At 59.7% G+C, this 17294-nt stretch carries 17 protein-coding genes; 11 read left to right on the plus strand and 6 right to left on the minus strand.

The features are described from left to right. A partial coding sequence (locus Q4Q11_RS25290; protein WP_498571211.1) for a tyrosine-type recombinase/integrase occupies positions 1–853 on the minus strand: 853 nt, incomplete at its 3' end. 38 nt (positions 854–891) lie between these two features. On the opposite strand from Q4Q11_RS25290, the gene Q4Q11_RS25295 reads away from it, so the two are divergent. After that, positions 892–1812, plus strand: coding sequence for an aldo/keto reductase (locus Q4Q11_RS25295; protein ID WP_498571215.1), 921 nt, complete (start codon positions 892–894; stop codon positions 1810–1812). Between the two features lie 48 nt (positions 1813–1860). Here the strand turns inward: Q4Q11_RS25295 and ypfJ are convergent, their stop codons facing one another. Both ypfJ and Q4Q11_RS25305 read right to left on the minus strand, forming a co-directional pair. Continuing rightward, positions 1861–2781, minus strand: coding sequence for a KPN_02809 family neutral zinc metallopeptidase (gene ypfJ, locus Q4Q11_RS25300; protein ID WP_113216343.1), 921 nt, complete (start codon positions 2779–2781; stop codon positions 1861–1863). 93 nt (positions 2782–2874) lie between these two features. Further along, a complete protein-coding gene (locus Q4Q11_RS25305) occupies positions 2875–3366 on the minus strand; it encodes a DUF2306 domain-containing protein (RefSeq protein ID WP_113337619.1) in 492 nt (163 codons plus the stop codon). Between the two features lie 85 nt (positions 3367–3451). Between Q4Q11_RS25305 and Q4Q11_RS25310 the strand changes: the two genes are divergently transcribed. From Q4Q11_RS25310 to Q4Q11_RS25325, 4 genes are all read left to right on the plus strand, one after another. After that, on the plus strand, positions 3452–4270 hold the full coding sequence (locus tag Q4Q11_RS25310; protein ID WP_112505890.1) for a LytR/AlgR family response regulator transcription factor: 819 nt from the start codon (positions 3452–3454) through the stop codon (positions 4268–4270). Positions 4271–4442: 172 nt separating this feature from the next. Then, positions 4443–7928 (plus strand): carbamoyl-phosphate synthase large subunit, encoded by a 3486-nt coding sequence (gene carB, locus Q4Q11_RS25315; RefSeq protein WP_112505893.1) that lies wholly within the window; start codon positions 4443–4445, stop codon positions 7926–7928. A 299-nt stretch (positions 7929–8227) separates the two neighbouring features. After that, positions 8228–8704: a transcription elongation factor GreA gene (gene greA / locus Q4Q11_RS25320; RefSeq protein ID WP_112505896.1), complete on the plus strand. Its 477-nt coding sequence runs from the start codon at positions 8228–8230 to the stop codon at positions 8702–8704. Between the two features lie 6 nt (positions 8705–8710). Further along, positions 8711–9790 (plus strand): glycosyltransferase family 4 protein, encoded by a 1080-nt coding sequence (locus Q4Q11_RS25325; protein WP_498571212.1) that lies wholly within the window; start codon positions 8711–8713, stop codon positions 9788–9790. Positions 9791–9989: 199 nt separating this feature from the next. Here Q4Q11_RS25325 and Q4Q11_RS25330 read toward each other — a convergent pair whose 3' ends face one another. Beyond that, positions 9990–10928: a glycosyl transferase gene (locus Q4Q11_RS25330; protein WP_113216339.1), complete on the minus strand. Its 939-nt coding sequence runs from the start codon at positions 10926–10928 to the stop codon at positions 9990–9992. Between the two features lie 4 nt (positions 10929–10932). Continuing rightward, positions 10933–11400 carry an Lrp/AsnC family transcriptional regulator gene (locus Q4Q11_RS25335; protein ID WP_034476732.1) on the minus strand — a complete coding sequence of 156 codons (468 nt, stop codon included), beginning with the start codon at positions 11398–11400 and terminating at the stop codon, positions 10933–10935. Between the two features lie 240 nt (positions 11401–11640). On the opposite strand from Q4Q11_RS25335, the gene trxB reads away from it, so the two are divergent. The 5 genes from trxB (at position 11641) to Q4Q11_RS25360 (ending at position 15718) form a co-directional block, all read left to right on the plus strand. After that, complete coding sequence (gene trxB, locus Q4Q11_RS25340) at positions 11641–12615, plus strand: thioredoxin-disulfide reductase (protein ID WP_112505904.1); 975 nt, start codon at positions 11641–11643, stop codon at positions 12613–12615. Between the two features lie 23 nt (positions 12616–12638). After that, a complete protein-coding gene (locus Q4Q11_RS25345; RefSeq protein ID WP_112344093.1) occupies positions 12639–13535 on the plus strand; it encodes a LysR family transcriptional regulator VtlR in 897 nt (298 codons plus the stop codon). Positions 13536–14101: 566 nt separating this feature from the next. Then, positions 14102–14395, plus strand: a complete 294-nt coding sequence (locus tag Q4Q11_RS25350) for a metalloregulator ArsR/SmtB family transcription factor (protein WP_112505907.1) — start codon at positions 14102–14104, stop codon at positions 14393–14395. Between the two features lies 1 nt (position 14396). After that, entirely contained in the window at positions 14397–14567 is a 171-nt protein-coding gene (locus Q4Q11_RS25355) for a hypothetical protein (RefSeq protein WP_162735532.1), read from the plus strand. Positions 14568–14605: 38 nt separating this feature from the next. Further along, positions 14606–15718: an alkene reductase gene (locus Q4Q11_RS25360; RefSeq protein ID WP_498571213.1), complete on the plus strand. Its 1113-nt coding sequence runs from the start codon at positions 14606–14608 to the stop codon at positions 15716–15718. A gap of 134 nt (positions 15719–15852) precedes the next feature. Here the strand turns inward: Q4Q11_RS25360 and Q4Q11_RS25365 are convergent, their stop codons facing one another. Beyond that, positions 15853–16830, minus strand: a complete 978-nt coding sequence (locus Q4Q11_RS25365) for an SDR family oxidoreductase (protein ID WP_112506179.1) — start codon at positions 16828–16830, stop codon at positions 15853–15855. A 94-nt stretch (positions 16831–16924) separates the two neighbouring features. Between Q4Q11_RS25365 and Q4Q11_RS25370 the strand changes: the two genes are divergently transcribed. Then, positions 16925–17294, plus strand: a 370-nt coding sequence (locus tag Q4Q11_RS25370; RefSeq protein ID WP_498571214.1) for a LysR family transcriptional regulator, incomplete at its 3' end; no start/stop codon positions are given.

The raw sequence follows: 17294 nt of genomic DNA on the forward strand, positions 1-17294 counted from the left end.
GCGGTGTCACTTCAAGTTGCAAACGATCAAGTGGGCTGGCTGTCGATCGGATCGTGTCGGTGGAAACCTGCGTATAGTGTGCCGTGCTCGACAGATGGGCATGGCCTAGCAGGACCTGGATGATGCGGATATCGGTTCCATTCTCGAGCAGGTGCGTGGCAAAGGAGTGCCGCAAGGTATGAACGGTGACGCGCTTTGCAAGGCCGGCCGCGGCAACCGCCGACCGACAGGCAGCATTCAAAACTGTCGGCTCGATCGGCTTGTCAGCATCACGTCCTGGAAAAAGGAACACTGTGGGACGTGACAGGCGCCAATAGCGACGCAGGACGCCGAGGAGTTCGTTTGAAAGCATGACGTACCGGGCTTTTGCACCTTTGCCATGGCGGACATGGATCACCATCCGGGAGCTGTCGATATCCTCGACCTCCAGTCCACAGACCTCGCCGATCCTAAGACCTGCGGCATAGGCCGTGGTTAGCGCAACGCGCGCCTTCAGGCTGGAGACCGCCTCCAGAAATTGAGCCACCTCGTCCGCCGACAGAACAATGGGGAGCTTGCGTGGTTCGCGCGCATAGGGGATCCGATCCGGGATATCGTCCTGGCCAAGCGTGATCCCATAGAAAAATCGAAGAGCACACACGATCTGATTTAACGATGCCCACGATATCCCAGTTGACACCAGGTGAACCTGGAAGGTGTGGATCTCGGCAGGACCGAGCCGATCGGGCGATCGGCCGAAATAGCGGCTGAACTTCTGGACTGCATTAATATAGGATCGCTGGGTCGCCGGGGATAGATTGCGGATCGTCATGTCCTCAATCATCCGGCGGCGAAGAGGGCTCATCTCAGCCATCGGGGCCTCCTGTCTGAAGGGTGGGTTGCAACACAACCATCCTCTCAGTCAGGACGCTCTCCTCAAAGGCCGCCGCAAGTCGCCGCGATCAGCGGCTTAGTTCAATCAACCTACTTGATACCGGCGATTTCTACGGCATGGGCCACAATGAAATGCTGATCGGCGAAGCCATCAAGGGACTGAAGCGCGACGATTTCCTGCTCAGCGTCAAGTTCGGCGCGCTGCGTGATCCCGCCGGTGCATGGCTCGGCTACGATGCCCGCCCCGCGGCGATCAGAAATTTCGTCGCCTATTCGCTCCAACGCCTCGGTGTCGATCACATCGATATATACCGCCCAGCCCGGCTTGACCCGAACGTGCCGATCGAAGACCAGATCGGCGCGATATCCGATCTGATCAAGGCAGGTTACATCAGGCACATCGGCCTGTCGGAAGTCGGCCCCGACACTATCCGCCGCGCAGCCGCTATCCATCCGATCGTCGACCTGCAGATCGAATATTCGCTGATCTCGCGCGGTATCGAAGACAAGATCCTGCCGACCTGCCGCGAACTCGGCATCGGCATAACCGCCTATGGCGTTCTTTCACGCGGCCTCATCAGCGGCCACTGGCAGAAAGACAGCGTCCAAAAAGGCGATTTCCGCGCGATGAGCCCGCGCTTCCAGGCCGGAAACGTCGAGAAGAACCTGGAACTCGTGGAAGCGCTGCGAGAGATCGCCGAGGCGAAGGGTGCCAGCGTCGCCCAGATCGCGATTGCCTGGGTCGCAGCGCAGGGCAAGGACATCGTCCCCGTTATCGGCGCCCGCCGCCGCGATCGCCTCACGGAGGCCTTGGGAGCACTCTCGGTCAAATTGTCGCAAGCCGATATGGCCTCGATCGAACGTGCGATCCCGAGAGATGCCGCAGCCGGCGGCCGATATCCAGAAGCTCAGCTTACGCATCTCGACAGCGAGAAGTGATGAGGGAATGGCTTGCCCGCCTCTGCATCCGGAAGCGGGCAAGTGAAATCAGACCGGATTGTTCAGCGTGTCGCAATCCGTCAGCTTGCCGGAATCGAAGCCCTGCTTGAACCACTTCATGCGTTGCGCCGACGTGCCGTGGTTGAAGCTGTCGGGAACGACGTAGCCTTGCGTGCGCTTCTGCAGCGTGTCGTCACCGATCTGCTGTGCCGCATTCAGCGCCTCTTCCAGATCGCCGGTCTGCAGGATTCCTTTCTGCTGGGTAAACTTGCCCCAGATACCCGCAAAGCAATCGGCCTGCAGCTCGATGCGCACCGACATCTTGTTGGCATCCACCTCGCTCATGTTGCGGCGGGCCTGATTGAACTTCGGCAGAATGCCGAGCTGGTCCTGAACATGGTGGCCGACTTCGTGCGCTACGACGTAAGCCTGCGCAAAATCGCCGGCCGCACCGAACTGATCCTTCATCTGCTTGAAAAAGGCCATGTCGAGGTAGATCTTCTGGTCGCTCGGACAATAGAAAGGACCGGTGGCGGCCGAAGCCTGGCCGCAAGCTGAAGGGAAGCTGCCGGAGAACAGCACAAGCTTCGGATCGGTATAGGTCTTGCCCATCGATTTGAAGATGCCGGTCCAGGTATCTTCCGTATCGGCAAGAACGGTCGCGACGAACTGCTTCATCTCGTCATTGGCCGGCTGGCCGCCGCTGCCGGCGGAGGTGCTCTGCTGATATCCGGAGCCGCCGCCCTGCAGCATGCCGGTTTGCTGCAGCAGACCCATGACATCGACGCCCATGGCTCTCAGGATCAGGAAAATTACAATCAGCACGATAATAGTGCGGAAGCTCAAGCCGCCGCCGCCAATCCCTCCGCCGGGGAAACGGAAGCCGCCGCCTCCCATGCCGCCGTCCATGGGCGATGAGCCGCGTTCGTCCTCGATATTGTCGGATTGCCGACGCCCCTTCCAATCCATAGCGCACCTCCTGGCGATGCCCAAAACCAAAGTCCCTTGAGGCATTTATATATCCAGGAAGAGCAACAACGCCAGTTGGGTATCGACAGAACATCAGCTTAAACTGCGACGACGCCGTAATTCATTAGCCATCAGCCATAAAAGCGCGCTGGCTGTGCCCACCACGACCAGAAACGGAGCCGTTTCGTCACCCTTGAACGCCACTTCGTTCATGATACGGCCGGGAAGGAAGGTAAAAGCGCCTGCACCGACGATCCCGCCCAGGTAGAGGCCTCTGACGATGCGCTTATGCGCCTCGATATTGCGCTTGCGGGCATTGGCGATCGCTCGCCAGCAACCGAAGAGAACGAATATAGAGAGTACGTGGATCGGGCTGAAACCGTAGAAGACGTTGATCTGATGGATGAAGAAGCTCGACAGCGCCGCGACGGCCATCAGGGTCAGCCAGATCTTGCCGAGCAGGCGATGCCGCGGCGTCCCCTTCGGCCTGACAAGGAGATAGGCCCCCAGCAAGGCGGCCGGAACGACCGCTGCGACATGAATCTGGATCGCGGTTGGGGCATCAAGAAGCGGCTCGAAAGTCATGATCTGTATCCGATTGAGTTTACCGAGCCTTTTCGTGATACTGCTGTTCTCTCAATCGAAATTGCTTGGAAAAACGGGAAAATTCGTGGATCACACCTTTCTGCAATCCACGCTTCGCGAATTGCAGGTCGCCTGGCGCTCGCCGAGGCTTTGGGCAACCTTCGTGACGGTCGTCCTGATCTTCGCCATAACCGGCCCCTACGGCACGCTTGCCCGGCTGATGTTAGGCCCGCGCTTCGGCTATTGGCTTGTCCTTCAGGCCATGGCCTGGTCCACAGCGATCGTCTTTTCCATCGCCGCCGAAATCCTCCTGCGCGGGCATATGGCGGGCATGTTCGCCCGTATGATGATTGGTTCGATCGTTGCCGCATTGCCGATCGGCTTCGGCATCTCGGTCGTCAACTTCGCATTTTTCGGAACAATGCCGTCGGTGGCCGACAGCCTGCATCAATCGCTTGGCGCCATTCCGCTTTGCGCTCTCTTTTGTATTCTGTCTTATCTGACCATGCACCGGCAGGTAGCAGTCGCGGGACCGGACCTCACGGAGACGAAAACAACGCCTATCGCAGCAAGCGAGATTCGCCTGCAGACACCGCAGCCGCCGATTCTCTCACGCTTGAAACCGGAAAACCGGGGCGCGCTGGTAAGGCTCACGGTGCGCGATCACTATACCGAGGTCGTAACGACGCGCGGTCGCGAACTCGTCCTGCTGCGCTTTGGCGATGCTCTGACGGAAATCGGTGATATCGACGGCATACGCGTGCATCGATCCCATTGGGTTGCGGCCGATCATGTCGCCCGCCTGAAACGCGACAACGGCAAGCTTTTCGTCATTGCCCGCGATGGAGCGGCGGTGCCCGTCAGCCGCTCCTACGTCGAGGCCGTCCGCCATCGTTTCGGCTAATGTGACCAAAGCCTGCAGAATTCATGTCGATTCCGCCATTTATGGGGTTCCGTTTACAAACACATTTGCCTATAAGCCGCTTCTAGCCTGAAAATATTTGCCCATGCGCCCCCGGCCGGTGATCTCCCACCCTGGCCGGTTTTTCGCGCAACGAAAAAACGGATGAGAACCCATGCCGAAGCGCCAAGATATCAAATCGATCCTCATTATCGGTGCAGGACCGATTGTTATCGGGCAGGCTTGCGAATTCGACTATTCCGGCACGCAAGCCTGCAAGGCTCTTCGAGAGGAAGGCTACCGCGTCATCCTCGTCAACTCCAACCCCGCAACGATCATGACCGATCCGGGTCTCGCGGACGCGACCTATGTCGAGCCGATCACGCCTGAGGTCGTCGCCAAGATCATCGCCAAGGAGCGTCCGGATGCGCTGCTGCCGACGATGGGCGGCCAGACTGCGCTCAACACTGCGCTTTCGCTGAAGCGCATGGGCGTGCTGGATCGCTACAATGTCGAGATGATCGGCGCGAAGCCCGCCGCGATCGACATGGCCGAGGACCGGGCGCTCTTCCGCGAAGCCATGGCCCGCATCGGCCTTGAAACGCCGCGCTCCATGCTGGCAAACGCCACCGACATCAAGGATGCCGACCGCAAGACGCACGAAGCCGAACGCAGCAAGCTCAAGGCATCGCTCACCGGCGCAGAACTCGACAAGGCGCTCGACGAGCTTGAAAATCAATGGAACCTCGGCGAAAGCGACCGCAAGCAGCGCTATATGAGCCATGCCATGGCGGTCGCCGCTCAGGCGCTCGACCATGTCGGCCTGCCCGCCATCATCCGCCCGTCCTTCACGCTCGGCGGCACGGGCGGCGGCATCGCCTATAATCGCTCGGAATTCTTCGAGATCGTCGGCGGCGGGCTCGACGCCTCGCCGACCACGGAAGTCCTGATCGAAGAATCGGTTCTCGGCTGGAAGGAGTATGAGATGGAAGTCGTCCGCGACAAGGCGGACAACTGCATCATCATCTGCTCCATCGAAAACATCGATCCGATGGGCGTTCACACCGGCGACTCGATCACCGTCGCTCCGGCGCTGACGCTGACGGACAAAGAATACCAGATCATGCGCAACGCCTCGATCGCGGTTTTGCGGGAGATCGGCGTCGAAACCGGCGGCTCGAACGTGCAGTTCGCCGTCAATCCGCAGGATGGCCGCCTCGTGGTCATCGAAATGAACCCGCGCGTGTCGCGCTCCTCCGCCCTCGCGTCGAAGGCCACCGGCTTCCCGATCGCCAAGGTCGCGGCCAAGCTCGCCGTCGGCTACACGCTGGACGAACTGGAAAACGACATCACCGGCGGCGCGACCCCCGCCTCCTTCGAGCCGTCGATCGATTATGTCGTCACCAAGATCCCTCGTTTCGCCTTCGAGAAGTTCCCCGGCGCCTCCCCGGTCCTGACCACGGCGATGAAGTCGGTCGGCGAAGTCATGGCGATCGGCCGTACTTTCGCGGAATCGCTGCAGAAGGCACTGCGCGGCCTGGAAACCGGCCTCACGGGTCTGGACGAGATCGAAATTCCCGGCACGGAAGAAGGCGAAGGCAGCCGCAACGCCATTCGCGCCGCAATCGGAACGCCGACGCCCGACCGCCTGCGCATGGTCGCCCAGGCGCTGCGCCTGGGGCTCAGCATCGAAGAAGTGCATGAAGGCTGCAAGATCGACCCCTGGTTCCTCGAGCAGCTGAAGAACATCATCGACATGGAAGGCCGCATCCGCGAGCATGGGCTCCCGCAGGATGCCGCCAATCTGCGCATGCTAAAGGCCATGGGCTTCTCCGACGCGCGCCTTGCGACGCTGACCGGCAAGCGCCCGAAGGAAGTGGCCGAACTGCGCAATTCGCTGAACGTCCGTCCGGTCTTCAAGCGCATCGACACCTGCGCCGCCGAATTCGCTTCGCCGACCGCCTATATGTATTCGACCTATGAGACGCCATTCGTCGGCGCCGCTCGCTCAGAAGCGCAGGTTTCCGACCGCAAGAAGGTCGTCATCCTCGGCGGCGGTCCGAACCGCATCGGCCAGGGCATCGAATTCGACTATTGCTGCTGCCATGCCGCCTTCGCGCTGAAGGATGCAGGCTATGAAGCGATCATGATCAACTGCAATCCGGAAACGGTTTCGACAGACTACGACACGTCGGACCGTCTCTATTTCGAGCCACTGACAGCGGAAGACGTCATCGAAATCCTGCGCGCAGAGCAAGAAAAGGGTGAAGTGGTCGGCGTCATCGTCCAGTTCGGCGGCCAGACGCCCCTGAAGCTCGCCGAAGCGCTGGAAAAGAACGGCATCCCGATCCTCGGCACCGCTCCGGACGCGATCGACCTTGCCGAGGACCGCGACCGCTTCCAGAAGCTCCTGATGAAGCTCGATCTCAATCAGCCGAACAACGGCATTGCCTACTCCGTCGAGCAGGCGCGCCTCGTCGCCTCCGAAATCGGCTTCCCGCTGGTCGTGCGCCCGTCCTACGTTCTCGGCGGGCGCGCCATGCAGATCATCCACTCGGAAGGCCAGCTGCAGGGCTATCTGCTCGATACCGTTCCGGAACTGGTGCCGGAAGACATCAAGCAGCGCTATCCGAACGACAAGACCGGCCAGATCAACACGCTGCTCGGCAAGAACCCGCTGCTGTTCGACAGCTATCTGACGAACGCCATCGAAGTCGATGTCGATTGCCTGTCCGATGGCACCGACGTCTATGTCGCCGGCATCATGGAACACATCGAAGAGGCCGGCATCCATTCGGGCGACTCCGCCTGCTCGCTGCCGCCTCGCACGCTCTCTCCGGCGATGATCGACGAGCTGGAGCGCCAGGCGAAAGCCATGGCCAAGGCTCTGAATGTCGGCGGCCTGATGAACGTGCAGTTCGCCATCAAGGACGACACAGTCTATGTGCTCGAAGTCAACCCGCGCGCCTCGCGTACGGTGCCCTTCGTCGCCAAGACCATCGGCGCGCCGATCGCCAAGATCGCCGCTCGCGTCATGGCCGGCGAGAAGCTGGATGCGGCCTTCGCCGCCTATGGCGAAAAGCCCGATCCGCGCAAGCTGAAGCACATCGCCGTCAAGGAAGCCGTCTTCCCCTTCGCCCGTTTCCCCGGCGTCGATACTCTGCTTGGACCGGAAATGCGCTCGACCGGTGAAGTCATCGGCCTCGACACCGATTTCGCGCTGGCCTTCGCCAAGTCGCAGCTCGGCGCCGGCGTGGAACTGCCGCGTGACGGAACGGTCTTCGTCTCGGTTCGCGACGAAGACAAGCCGCGCGTGCTGCCGGCCATCCGCATGCTGGTCGAACAGGGCTTCAAGGTGCTCGCAACCGGCGGAACCCAGCGCTTCCTCGCTGAAAACGGTATCGAGGCGACCAAGATCAACAAGGTTCTTGAGGGACGTCCGCATATCGAGGATGCCATCCGCAACCGCCAGGTCCAGCTCGTCATCAACACGACCGACAGCAACAAGGCGATCTCGGATTCGAAGTCGCTGCGCCGTGCAACTCTGATGCAGAAGGTGCCCTACTACACCACAATGGCCGGTGCCGAAGCGGCCGCCATGGCGATCAAGGCGCTGAAGGCCGGAAACCTCGAAGTCCAGCCGCTGCAGAGCTATTTCTGACGACCAGGATCCGGGTCACGGTGAATGCGGCAACGATAGCCAGCTCACATTCACCGTGATGCCCTGTCATACGGCGCGGCAAGCGTCGAAACGATACGCCGCCGATCGCCGGCAGTAGTGTTCGCGCTTCCGCGACCGGGCAGCGGCACTCCTTAAAGCATCGAATTTTCTGGAAATCGGCTGTCGCAATCTGCTATAGATGACAAAATAATGGCTCTACTGGTTCCGAAGTACCGCTTCGGAACCTGTTTTCTTTTGTGTGTGCGGAAGAGCAGCGCAGGGAGTGAAGGACAAGGCAAATGGTTGAAAAGGTACCGATGACACAGAACGGGTTCGTCAAGCTGCAGGAAGAGCTGCGCTGGCGTCAGCAGGAAGAGCGCCCGCGAATCATCGAGGCAATCGCGGAAGCACGCGCCCATGGCGACCTCTCCGAAAATGCCGAGTACCATGCAGCCAAGGAAGCCCAGAGCCACAATGAAGGCCGCATCACCGAGCTCGAAGACCTGACGGCCCGCGCCGAAGTCATCGACCTCACCAAGATGTCCGGCTCGAAGATCAAGTTCGGCGCCAAGGTCAAGCTTGTCGACGAGGACACCGACGAAGAGAAGATCTACCAGATCGTCGGCGACCAGGAAGCCGACGTGAAGGCAGGCCGCATCTCCATCTCCTCACCGATCGCTCGTGCCCTGATCGGCAAGGAAGTCGGCGATTCCATCGAGGTCAATGCACCTGGCGGCGCCAAGGCCTACGAAATCCTCTCCGTCTCCTGGGGCTGATCGCCCGTGCGCGATCGCGAGTCAGCGCATGCGAGCGATCTCAGTGAGATCGAAATCATAGCGACGAATTTCAAACGCCGGTTATCCGGCGTTACGTCGACGATCGTGCAGCTAATCCCCAAGCAGGTCGAGTTCGGCTATCACATAGCAACGCTCGGCCCTGGCTTGCCGGAAGATCTGCCGAAACTCGGCTGGCTCCGGCTGCCCGGCCTCTGGATCAGGCCGCGCCGCTATCGCGTGCGCATCTGGCACGCCCGCCGCAACAACGAAATGCTGGTTGGTTTGCTGCTGCGCTCCGTTCTGCGCATGCCTTTGAAGCTGGTCTTCACCTCGGCGGCCCAGCGCCGCCATACCGGCTATACCCGTTGGCTCATCCGCCGGATGGACGCCGTCATCGCCACCAGCACCCGCTCCGGCAGCTTTCTCGAAGTGCCGCATACCGTCATCCAGCACGGCGTCGATCTCAACCGCTTCCATCCGCCCGAAAAGCCCGATGACCGCATGGCCGCAACCGGTCTGCCCGGCTCCTATCTGATCGGCTGCTTCGGGCGCATCCGCCATCAAAAAGGTACCGATCTTTTCGTCAAGGCGATGATAGAGCTCCTGCCGCGCTATCCCGACTGGACGGCCGTGATCTGCGGTCGCGTCACTGCCGAGCATCGCGGTTTTGGCGATGAGCTGGAGAAAATGGTGGCTGCCGCCGGCCTATCGGACCGTATCCGCTTTTTCGGCGAAGTCGACGACATCAGGCCCTGGTACCGCCGCGCCACTCTTTATGTCGCCCCTTCCCGCAATGAAGGCTTCGGCCTGACGCCGTTGGAAGCCATGGCCTCCCGAACGGCCGTCGTCGCATCGGATGCAGGCGCCTATGCCGAGATGATCGTTCCGGGCGAAACCGGCACCGTCGTCCCCGCCGGTGATGGCGAAGCCCTCACCAAGGCGATCGCCTTCTATCTGGCCAATCCGGAGGAGGCACTTCGCCAGGGCGCGAATGGCGTGCTCCATGTACGCAGCGAATTCGCACTGGAAAAGGAAGCGACCGCCATCGGCGAGATTTACAAGCAGCTGCTTGTCGCCGATAGGTGAGCCTGCCCTCGAAGTGGCAAGCCTCGTTCTTCACGCAAGCTTGCCATATCCGGCTGAGTTTCATCCCGTCCCGGCACGTCCGAAACGATGCATCGATGCAAAGCTCCGGCAGGCGTCACGCCTGCTAGAGCATGACGCCGAAAAGTGTGCTCGGTTTTCGGACGACATCATGCTCTACTTCCTTGATTCTAGAGCGGATTCAGATTTTAGGTCGAATAGACCTAAAATCATCCGGCTCTGGTCGCGCTGCGAACCTATCATCGTAACCGAAATCATATTTCCGCAGCGCAGAAACGCGGGAATAGTTGACGAAGGAAACGCCGCGCTCCACCGCGATCTGCCGGGCGAGCACAAGATGCTGGATGATGCGCTGCTCGGCCCGCGCTATGCCGGAAAAAGCCATGTTGCTCGCGTCTTCGTAAAAGCGCGGCTCTCCGGCGTTGGAAATATCAATACCTAGAAAGCCGATCATTTGCTTTGCACAATAGAGGGCAAATTGCAGCGCAGATACGGCAACCGATCCCCCAAGAAAGACGCCGCGATCCGGCGAGAGCGAGAAGCCGGCCGATCCCGTTGCGTCTACGCGCACATATTGGAGCTTCTTGAGATCGTCGAGCGACCGGCGGTGAGCGCCATAGGGCTTGCGGATGTCATCGATCAGAATGATGCTTTTGTCCACCACCCATCCCTTGTCGATTTCGCAAAGCGCACGCAGCACGGCAACGGAAAACAGGCAGAGCGAGCCCGGCGCGATCTTCCTGCGCATCATGTCGCCGTGACGCCAGACGAAACGCTCGTCCTCGATGGCGATGGCCAGCGGCTCGGCGATCCGTTCGCCCGTCAGTTCAATGGCGCCGTTCAGAAGAATGGCGCTGTTGGTTTCCAGACTGCTCAGGTCGCAATCTCCGATCGATGGGCCTGAACCGACAATATAGATTGTTTCGCCGCAGCGCTCGCGCAACCGATCCATGCCGGCAAGGCTTGCGACTTTCGCCCCCCGATAATGGACTTCGCTGAGAGCCTGGCTGCGGATGATGCTAAGCCCGGGAAACCAGTCCTGCACATGTGCCAGCGAACTGCCCAGGAATACGCGCACACCGGACTTGATCACCGATCGATGCCAGGGGCGATGCCTCATCTATCTATAGCTCTACCAGTCCAAGCTTCTTGACCTGCCTGATGGTCAACATCGTGCGTACCGTATCGACATGTTCGTTCGCGGTCAAAACCTCGATAACGAAATCCTGGAATCGAGTGAGATTTTCGGCAACGCAATGCAGCAGGAAGTCGCTGTCGCCGGAAACCATCCACGCCTGCCGGACCAGCGGCCACGCCGCGGTCGCGCTGGCAAAAGCCTTGAGATTGGCTTCCGATTGATGCTTGAGACCGACCATGCAGAATGCCACCAGATCGAAGCCCAGCTTTGGGCTGTTCAGCATGGCGTGATAGCCTTCGATGACGCCCGCTTCCTCCAGCTTGCGCACCCGGCGCAGGCATGGCGGCGCGGAAATGCCGACCCGATCTGCGAGTTCGACGTTGGTCATCCGTCCGTCCCGCTGGAGTTCCCGCAGAATCTTGATATCGATGGCATCGAGTTCAGCGCGAAGCACTTTGATTGCCTTTCTTTAATTCCCCCTCGCCAGCTTCTATATAAGGCACGGAAATACGCAAGAAAGTTTCTCTTGTGTAATTGATTCTTACACAAAGCCGATTTGCTCTGTGTGTAATGCAAGGCTGCCCTTGAATAAATGCATAAGGCAATCATAAATGAAGCGGCGGATCGTGAAATCGCCTGCTTTGCGCGTTTGAAGCCGCGGTTTCCCAATCGCTGAAATTTGAAAGGACTGACAATGCCTGCCCGCCACACGAAGGTGCTCATCATCGGTTCCGGCCCAGCCGGCTACACCGCTGCGGTTTACGCCGCGCGCGCGATGCTGCAGCCTGTCTTGATCTCTGGTCTGGAGCAGGGCGGCCAGCTGATGATCACGACGGATGTCGAGAACTATCCGGGTTTTGCCGATCCGATCCAAGGCCCGTGGCTGATGGAGCAGATGCTGCAGCAGGCTCAGCATGTCGGCGCCGAGATCGTCAACGACCTTGTGACCGAAGTCGACACAAGCAAGCGCCCCTTCGTTGCCCATACCGATAGCGGCCAGATCTGGACCGCCGACACCCTCATCATTGCTACCGGCGCCAAGGCAAAGTGGCTCGGCATCGAGAGCGAGCAGCATTTCCAGGGCTTCGGTGTTTCCGCCTGCGCCACCTGCGACGGTTTCTTCTATCGCAACAAGGACGTTATCGTCGTCGGCGGCGGCAACAGCGCTGTCGAGGAAGCACTCTATCTCTCCAACATTGCCAAATCGGTGACCGTGGTGCATCGCCGCGATACGTTCCGTTCGGAAAAGATCCTGCAGGAACGCCTGTTCGCCAAAGCGAACGTCAATATCCTCTGGAACACCGAAGTTGCCGAGATTACTGGCACTCCGGCCAAGCCGCCGATGCCGCCGTCGGTCACGGGTGCCCGCCTGCGCGATGCGCGCACCGGTGCCATCACCGAAATGCCGATAGACGGCGTTTTCGTCGCCATCGGCCATGCGCCGGCGACCGAACTGTTCAAGGGCAAGCTGAAACTCAAGGACAATGGCTATCTCTGGACCGCTGCCGATTCGACCGCGACCAGCGTCGAAGGCATATATGCCGCCGGCGACGTGACCGACGACACGTTCCGACAGGCGATCACGGCAGCGGGGATGGGCTGCATGGCCGCGCTTGAGGCGGAACGCTATTTGACAGGGCACATGCCCGTCGCCGTGGCTGCGGAGTAATGCAGCCGATGAGGGGAAACGGCATGCCATTGGATTGGGACAAGCTGCGTATCTTTCACGCAGCTGCCGAAGCGGGTTCGTTCACGCATGCGGCCGACAAATTGCATTTATCCCAATCCGCCATCAGCCGGCAGGTCAGCGCTCTCGAGCAGGATGTCGGCATAAAGCTCTTCCATCGCCATGCGCGCGGCCTCATCCTGACCGAACAGGGTGAGCTGCTGTACCGCACGGCACACGACGTTCTGCTGAAGCTCGAAACGGTCAAGATGCAACTGACCGAGACGACCGACAAGCCGAGCGGCAAGCTGCGCGTGACGACGACGGTCGGCCTCGGCCAGGGCTGGCTCACCGATAAGATCCAGGAGTTCCTGCAGCTCTATCCCGACATGCAGATCCAGCTCATCCTGGACAACGAGGAGCTGGACGTGAACATGCGCCATGCGGACTGCGCTATCCGTCTGCGCCAGCCACAGCAGTCGGATCTGATCCAGCGCAAGCTCTTCACCGTACATATGCACGTCTATGCAGCCCCCTCCTACATCAACCGCTACGGCGAGCCGCAGTCGGTGGAGGATCTGGACGAGCATCGCATCATCAGCTTCGGCGAGCCGGCCCCGAACTATCTGCTCGACGTCAACTGGCTTGAGATCGCCGGCCGTTCGTCCGACAACAAGCGCGTGCCGCATCTCCAGATCAACAGCCAGACGTCGATCAAGCGCGCCTGCCTGCTCGGCATCGGCATCGCTGTTCTGCCTGACTATATCGTCGGCCGCGACCCGGGTCTCATTCAGCTCGCAATCAATGCCGACGTGCCATCCTTCGACACTTATTTCTGCTATCCTGACGAGATGAAAAACGCGGCTAAGCTCAAGGTTTTCCGTGATTTTATCGTGTCAAAGGCCCGTAACTGGAATTTCTGACGAAGGTAAGTCACTGATAACGAACCCTTTTTAGGGCATATATATCAGCCACGCATATGATGCATAGCTGATATGCACAAAATAGAGTTGAAGCCTGCACACTAAACCACCATATCGGTTGCAGCTGATGCACATGGTGGCTTTTCCTCCCAGTTCCACCGCATTGGCTGTTCCCCTCTGGAGGTTTTTGACCTTCATACCTATAGGGCCACGGTTCACTCCGTAGGCCCTTTTTTTTGCTCTTTTTCCGCCAGCCCGCCAAATGCATAACTGCCATGCACAAAAAAGCATTGCGCACTGCACAAATTAGCATCATAACGCACACAGCTGATGCACATGGTGGCTTTTCCTCCCAGTTCCACCGCATTGGCTGTTCCCCTCTGGAGGTTTTGACCTTCACACCTATAAGGGCCCTGGTTTACTCCGGCGGCCCTCTTTTTTTTGCCCAATTTCTAGGCATACGCACCAGCTGCCCTTGCAGAAAATAATGTTCCGCATCGGCCTTGATATATCGAAAATCGTCGATACATAAATCGAAGTTATTCGATATTCATGCGGTGAACGTCATGGACAAGAACGAGATACTGAAGGCTCTGGCGCATCCGGCGCGGCTCGAAATCCTCAATCACCTCAAAGATCCGCACGCCCATTTTCCGACCCAGGAACACCCGCTGGAGCTTGGCGTCTGCGCCAGCCAATTCGAGCGCTGCGGCCTGTCGCAATCGACGGTTTCCGCTCATCTCGGCACGCTGCATCGCGCCGGTCTGGTAACGACGCGGCGCCTGGGCCAGTGGATTTTCTACAAGCGCAACGAGGAAATCATCGCCGAATTCCTTGAAGCGATGCAGAAGGAACTCTGAAATGGCTGCTACGCTCACCGTTCTCGCACCTAGCATCTCCACCATCGACGCGAGCTTTTCTCCAGCGCAGACGGCGCTTACCGATTCGGCAATGGCGACCGTCTGCTTTCTGACTGGCCTGCCGATTTTCATTCCCACACGTTTCGAGGACAAGGCGCTCGCCTCATCCTGATCCCTCTCCTCCCCCACTGCCAATAGAAAGGACGATCCATGACCAAACTGTTCGAACCGATGAAGCTGGGTGATATTTCCATCGCCAACCGCATCGTCATGGCGCCTCTGACGCGCAATCGCTCACCGAATGCCGTGCCGAATGAGCTGAACGTCAAATATTATGCCCAGCGCGCCACTGCGGGCCTGATCATCACCGAAGCGACGGCGATCACCCATCAGGGTCAGGGTTATGCCAACGTTCCCGGCCTTTACAGCAAGGAAGCGCTCGATGGCTGGAAGAAGGTGACGGACGCGGTACACGCCAATGGCGGTAAGATCGTCGTACAGATGTGGCATGTCGGCCGCATCTCCCACACGACCCTGCAGCCGAACGGCGGCAAACCGGTTTCCTCCACCTCCAGGCGCGCCGAAAACTCGAAGACCTATCTGGTCAACAATGACGGCGCCGGCGGCTTTGCCGACGTTTCCGAGCCGCGTGCGCTCGAAACCGCCGAAATTCCAGGCATTGTCGAAGATTATCGCAAGGCTGCCCGCGCCGCGATCGATGCCGGTTTCGACGGTGTCGAGATCCATGGCGCCAACGGTTATCTGATCGATCAGTTCCTGCGCGGCGATATCAACGACCGCACGGACCAGTATGGCGGCTCGATCGAAAATCGCGCCCGCTTCCTTTTCGAAGTGGTCGATGCCGTCACCAGGGAAGTCGGCGCCGGCCGCACTGCGATCCGCATTTCGCCGGTCACGCCATCCGGCGACGCCAGCGACGCGGCCCCGCAGCAGCTCTTCACCCATGTTATCGAAGGTCTGGCGAAATACGGTCTCGCCTACATCCACGTCATCGAAGGCCAGACCGGCGGCAAGCGTGATTTCCTGCCCTTCGACTACGACGCCCTGCACGCAGCCTACAAGGCCGCCGGCGGCAAGGCCGGCTGGATGCTTAACAACGCCTATACCCGAGAGATGGCGATCGAAGCTGTCGAAAGCGGCAAGGCCGATGTTGTTGCCTTCGGCAAGCCATTCATTTCCAATCCGGATCTTGTCCGTCGGCTGAAGGAAAACGCCCCATTGGCCCAATGGAACCAGGCGACACTCTATGGCGGCGGGGCCGAAGGCTACGCCGATTATCCGACGCTGGACGAGGCAGCCTGAATTCGGCTTTCTGACATGTTCTGATATCGGTAAGGAGCCCTCGCAACCCACGTTGCGGGGGCTTTCTTCCGTAAGAGCGTTTGAATTGAGCGGGTAGACAAAGCTCAGGACGCATTCCTACACCTTGGCCGGCCTCATGCCGCCTGCAGGCAGCCGATCGACGTCAGGCTGCTCCGAATGGCCTCATCGATCGGCGTATGGGGCTCTTCACCGAGCACAGTCAGCAGCTTGTCGTTCCGCATCTCCAGCGGCACATCCCAGAGATAGCTCATTTCACGCAATTCCCGCATGAACGGAACAAAGGGAGCGGCGAGCGGCACGAACCACCAGGGGAATGCCTTCACTTTCACTTTGTGCCCAAGCACACGCTGAACGGCATCGACCATTTGCCGACCATCGCCATCCCAATGACCGCGCATGTGATAGACGGCGAAAGCGGGCAGCTCGTCGCCCTTCTCGATCAGCCGGATCATTGTTTCGGCAACGTCGGGGAGATAGGCCCATTGGTGGCCGATGCCGCGCTTGCCCGGATGGGTCATCGAACTGATCGGCTTGCCCGGTGTCACCATCGCCTGCGAAAACCAGCTGTTGGCGCGGGAGCCGCCGAAGAAATCGCCGGCGCGAACGATGACAACAGGCGCATCGCCCTGCTCTGCGGCCGCCCGCAGACGCCGCTCCATCTGTACACGGATCGCCCCCTTGCGGGTCTTCGGCTGTTGAGCGCTGTCTTCCGTCACATTCGGGAAAACATCGGGACCGAAATTATAGACCGTACCGGGCAGCACGATCCGCGCGCCGACTGCCTTTGCTGCTGCGATGGTGTTGTCGAGCATCGGCAGGACGAGCTTGCCCCAATTGCGGTAGCCGGGCGGGTTGACCGCATGGACGATGACATCGGCACCTTGCGCGGCCCTCAGAACATCCTCCGCCTGCATGGCATCGCCCTGGAGCCAGTCAAATTCCGGCCGGCGGCTGGCCGCCTCGGCCGCATTGCGGTTCAGCGCCCGGATGCACCAGCCGCGAAGGGCAAGCCCTTCCGCGACAGCACCGCCGATCCCGCCGGTAGCGCCGAGTATCAAGGCTGTCTTCGTGTTTTCCATCTTGCTGTTCATCGTCATCTCCATCGGTTTTTCGATGAGGTGACTATGCTTTGGACTCGCGATAAACGAAATTGCCGAAAAGTCTGGAGATGCTATACATAAATGTATGATACAACTCGCTGAGCCAAGCTGGGATTTCTATCGTACCTTTCTAGCCGTGCTGGAGCATGGCTCACTGTCGGCCGCTGCGCGCGAACTCGGCCTGACGCAGCCGACAGTCGGCCGTCATATCCTTGCATTGGAGCAATCGGTCGGTGCAGAGCTGTTCACGCGTTCGCAGCAGGGCCTGCTGCCGACTGATGCCGCCGTGGTTCTGAAACCCTATGCCGAGACTTTGGCGAGCACGGCCGCCGCTTTGTTGCGGGCAGCCTCCGCTTCGAAGGACAAAGTCAGCGGCACGGTGCGCATCAGCGCGAGCGAGGTCATCGGCACCGAAGTTCTGCCGCCGATCCTTGCCGGATTGCAGGCAAGATATC

Source organism: Rhizobium sp. UFLA01-1127 (assembly GCF_059803845.1).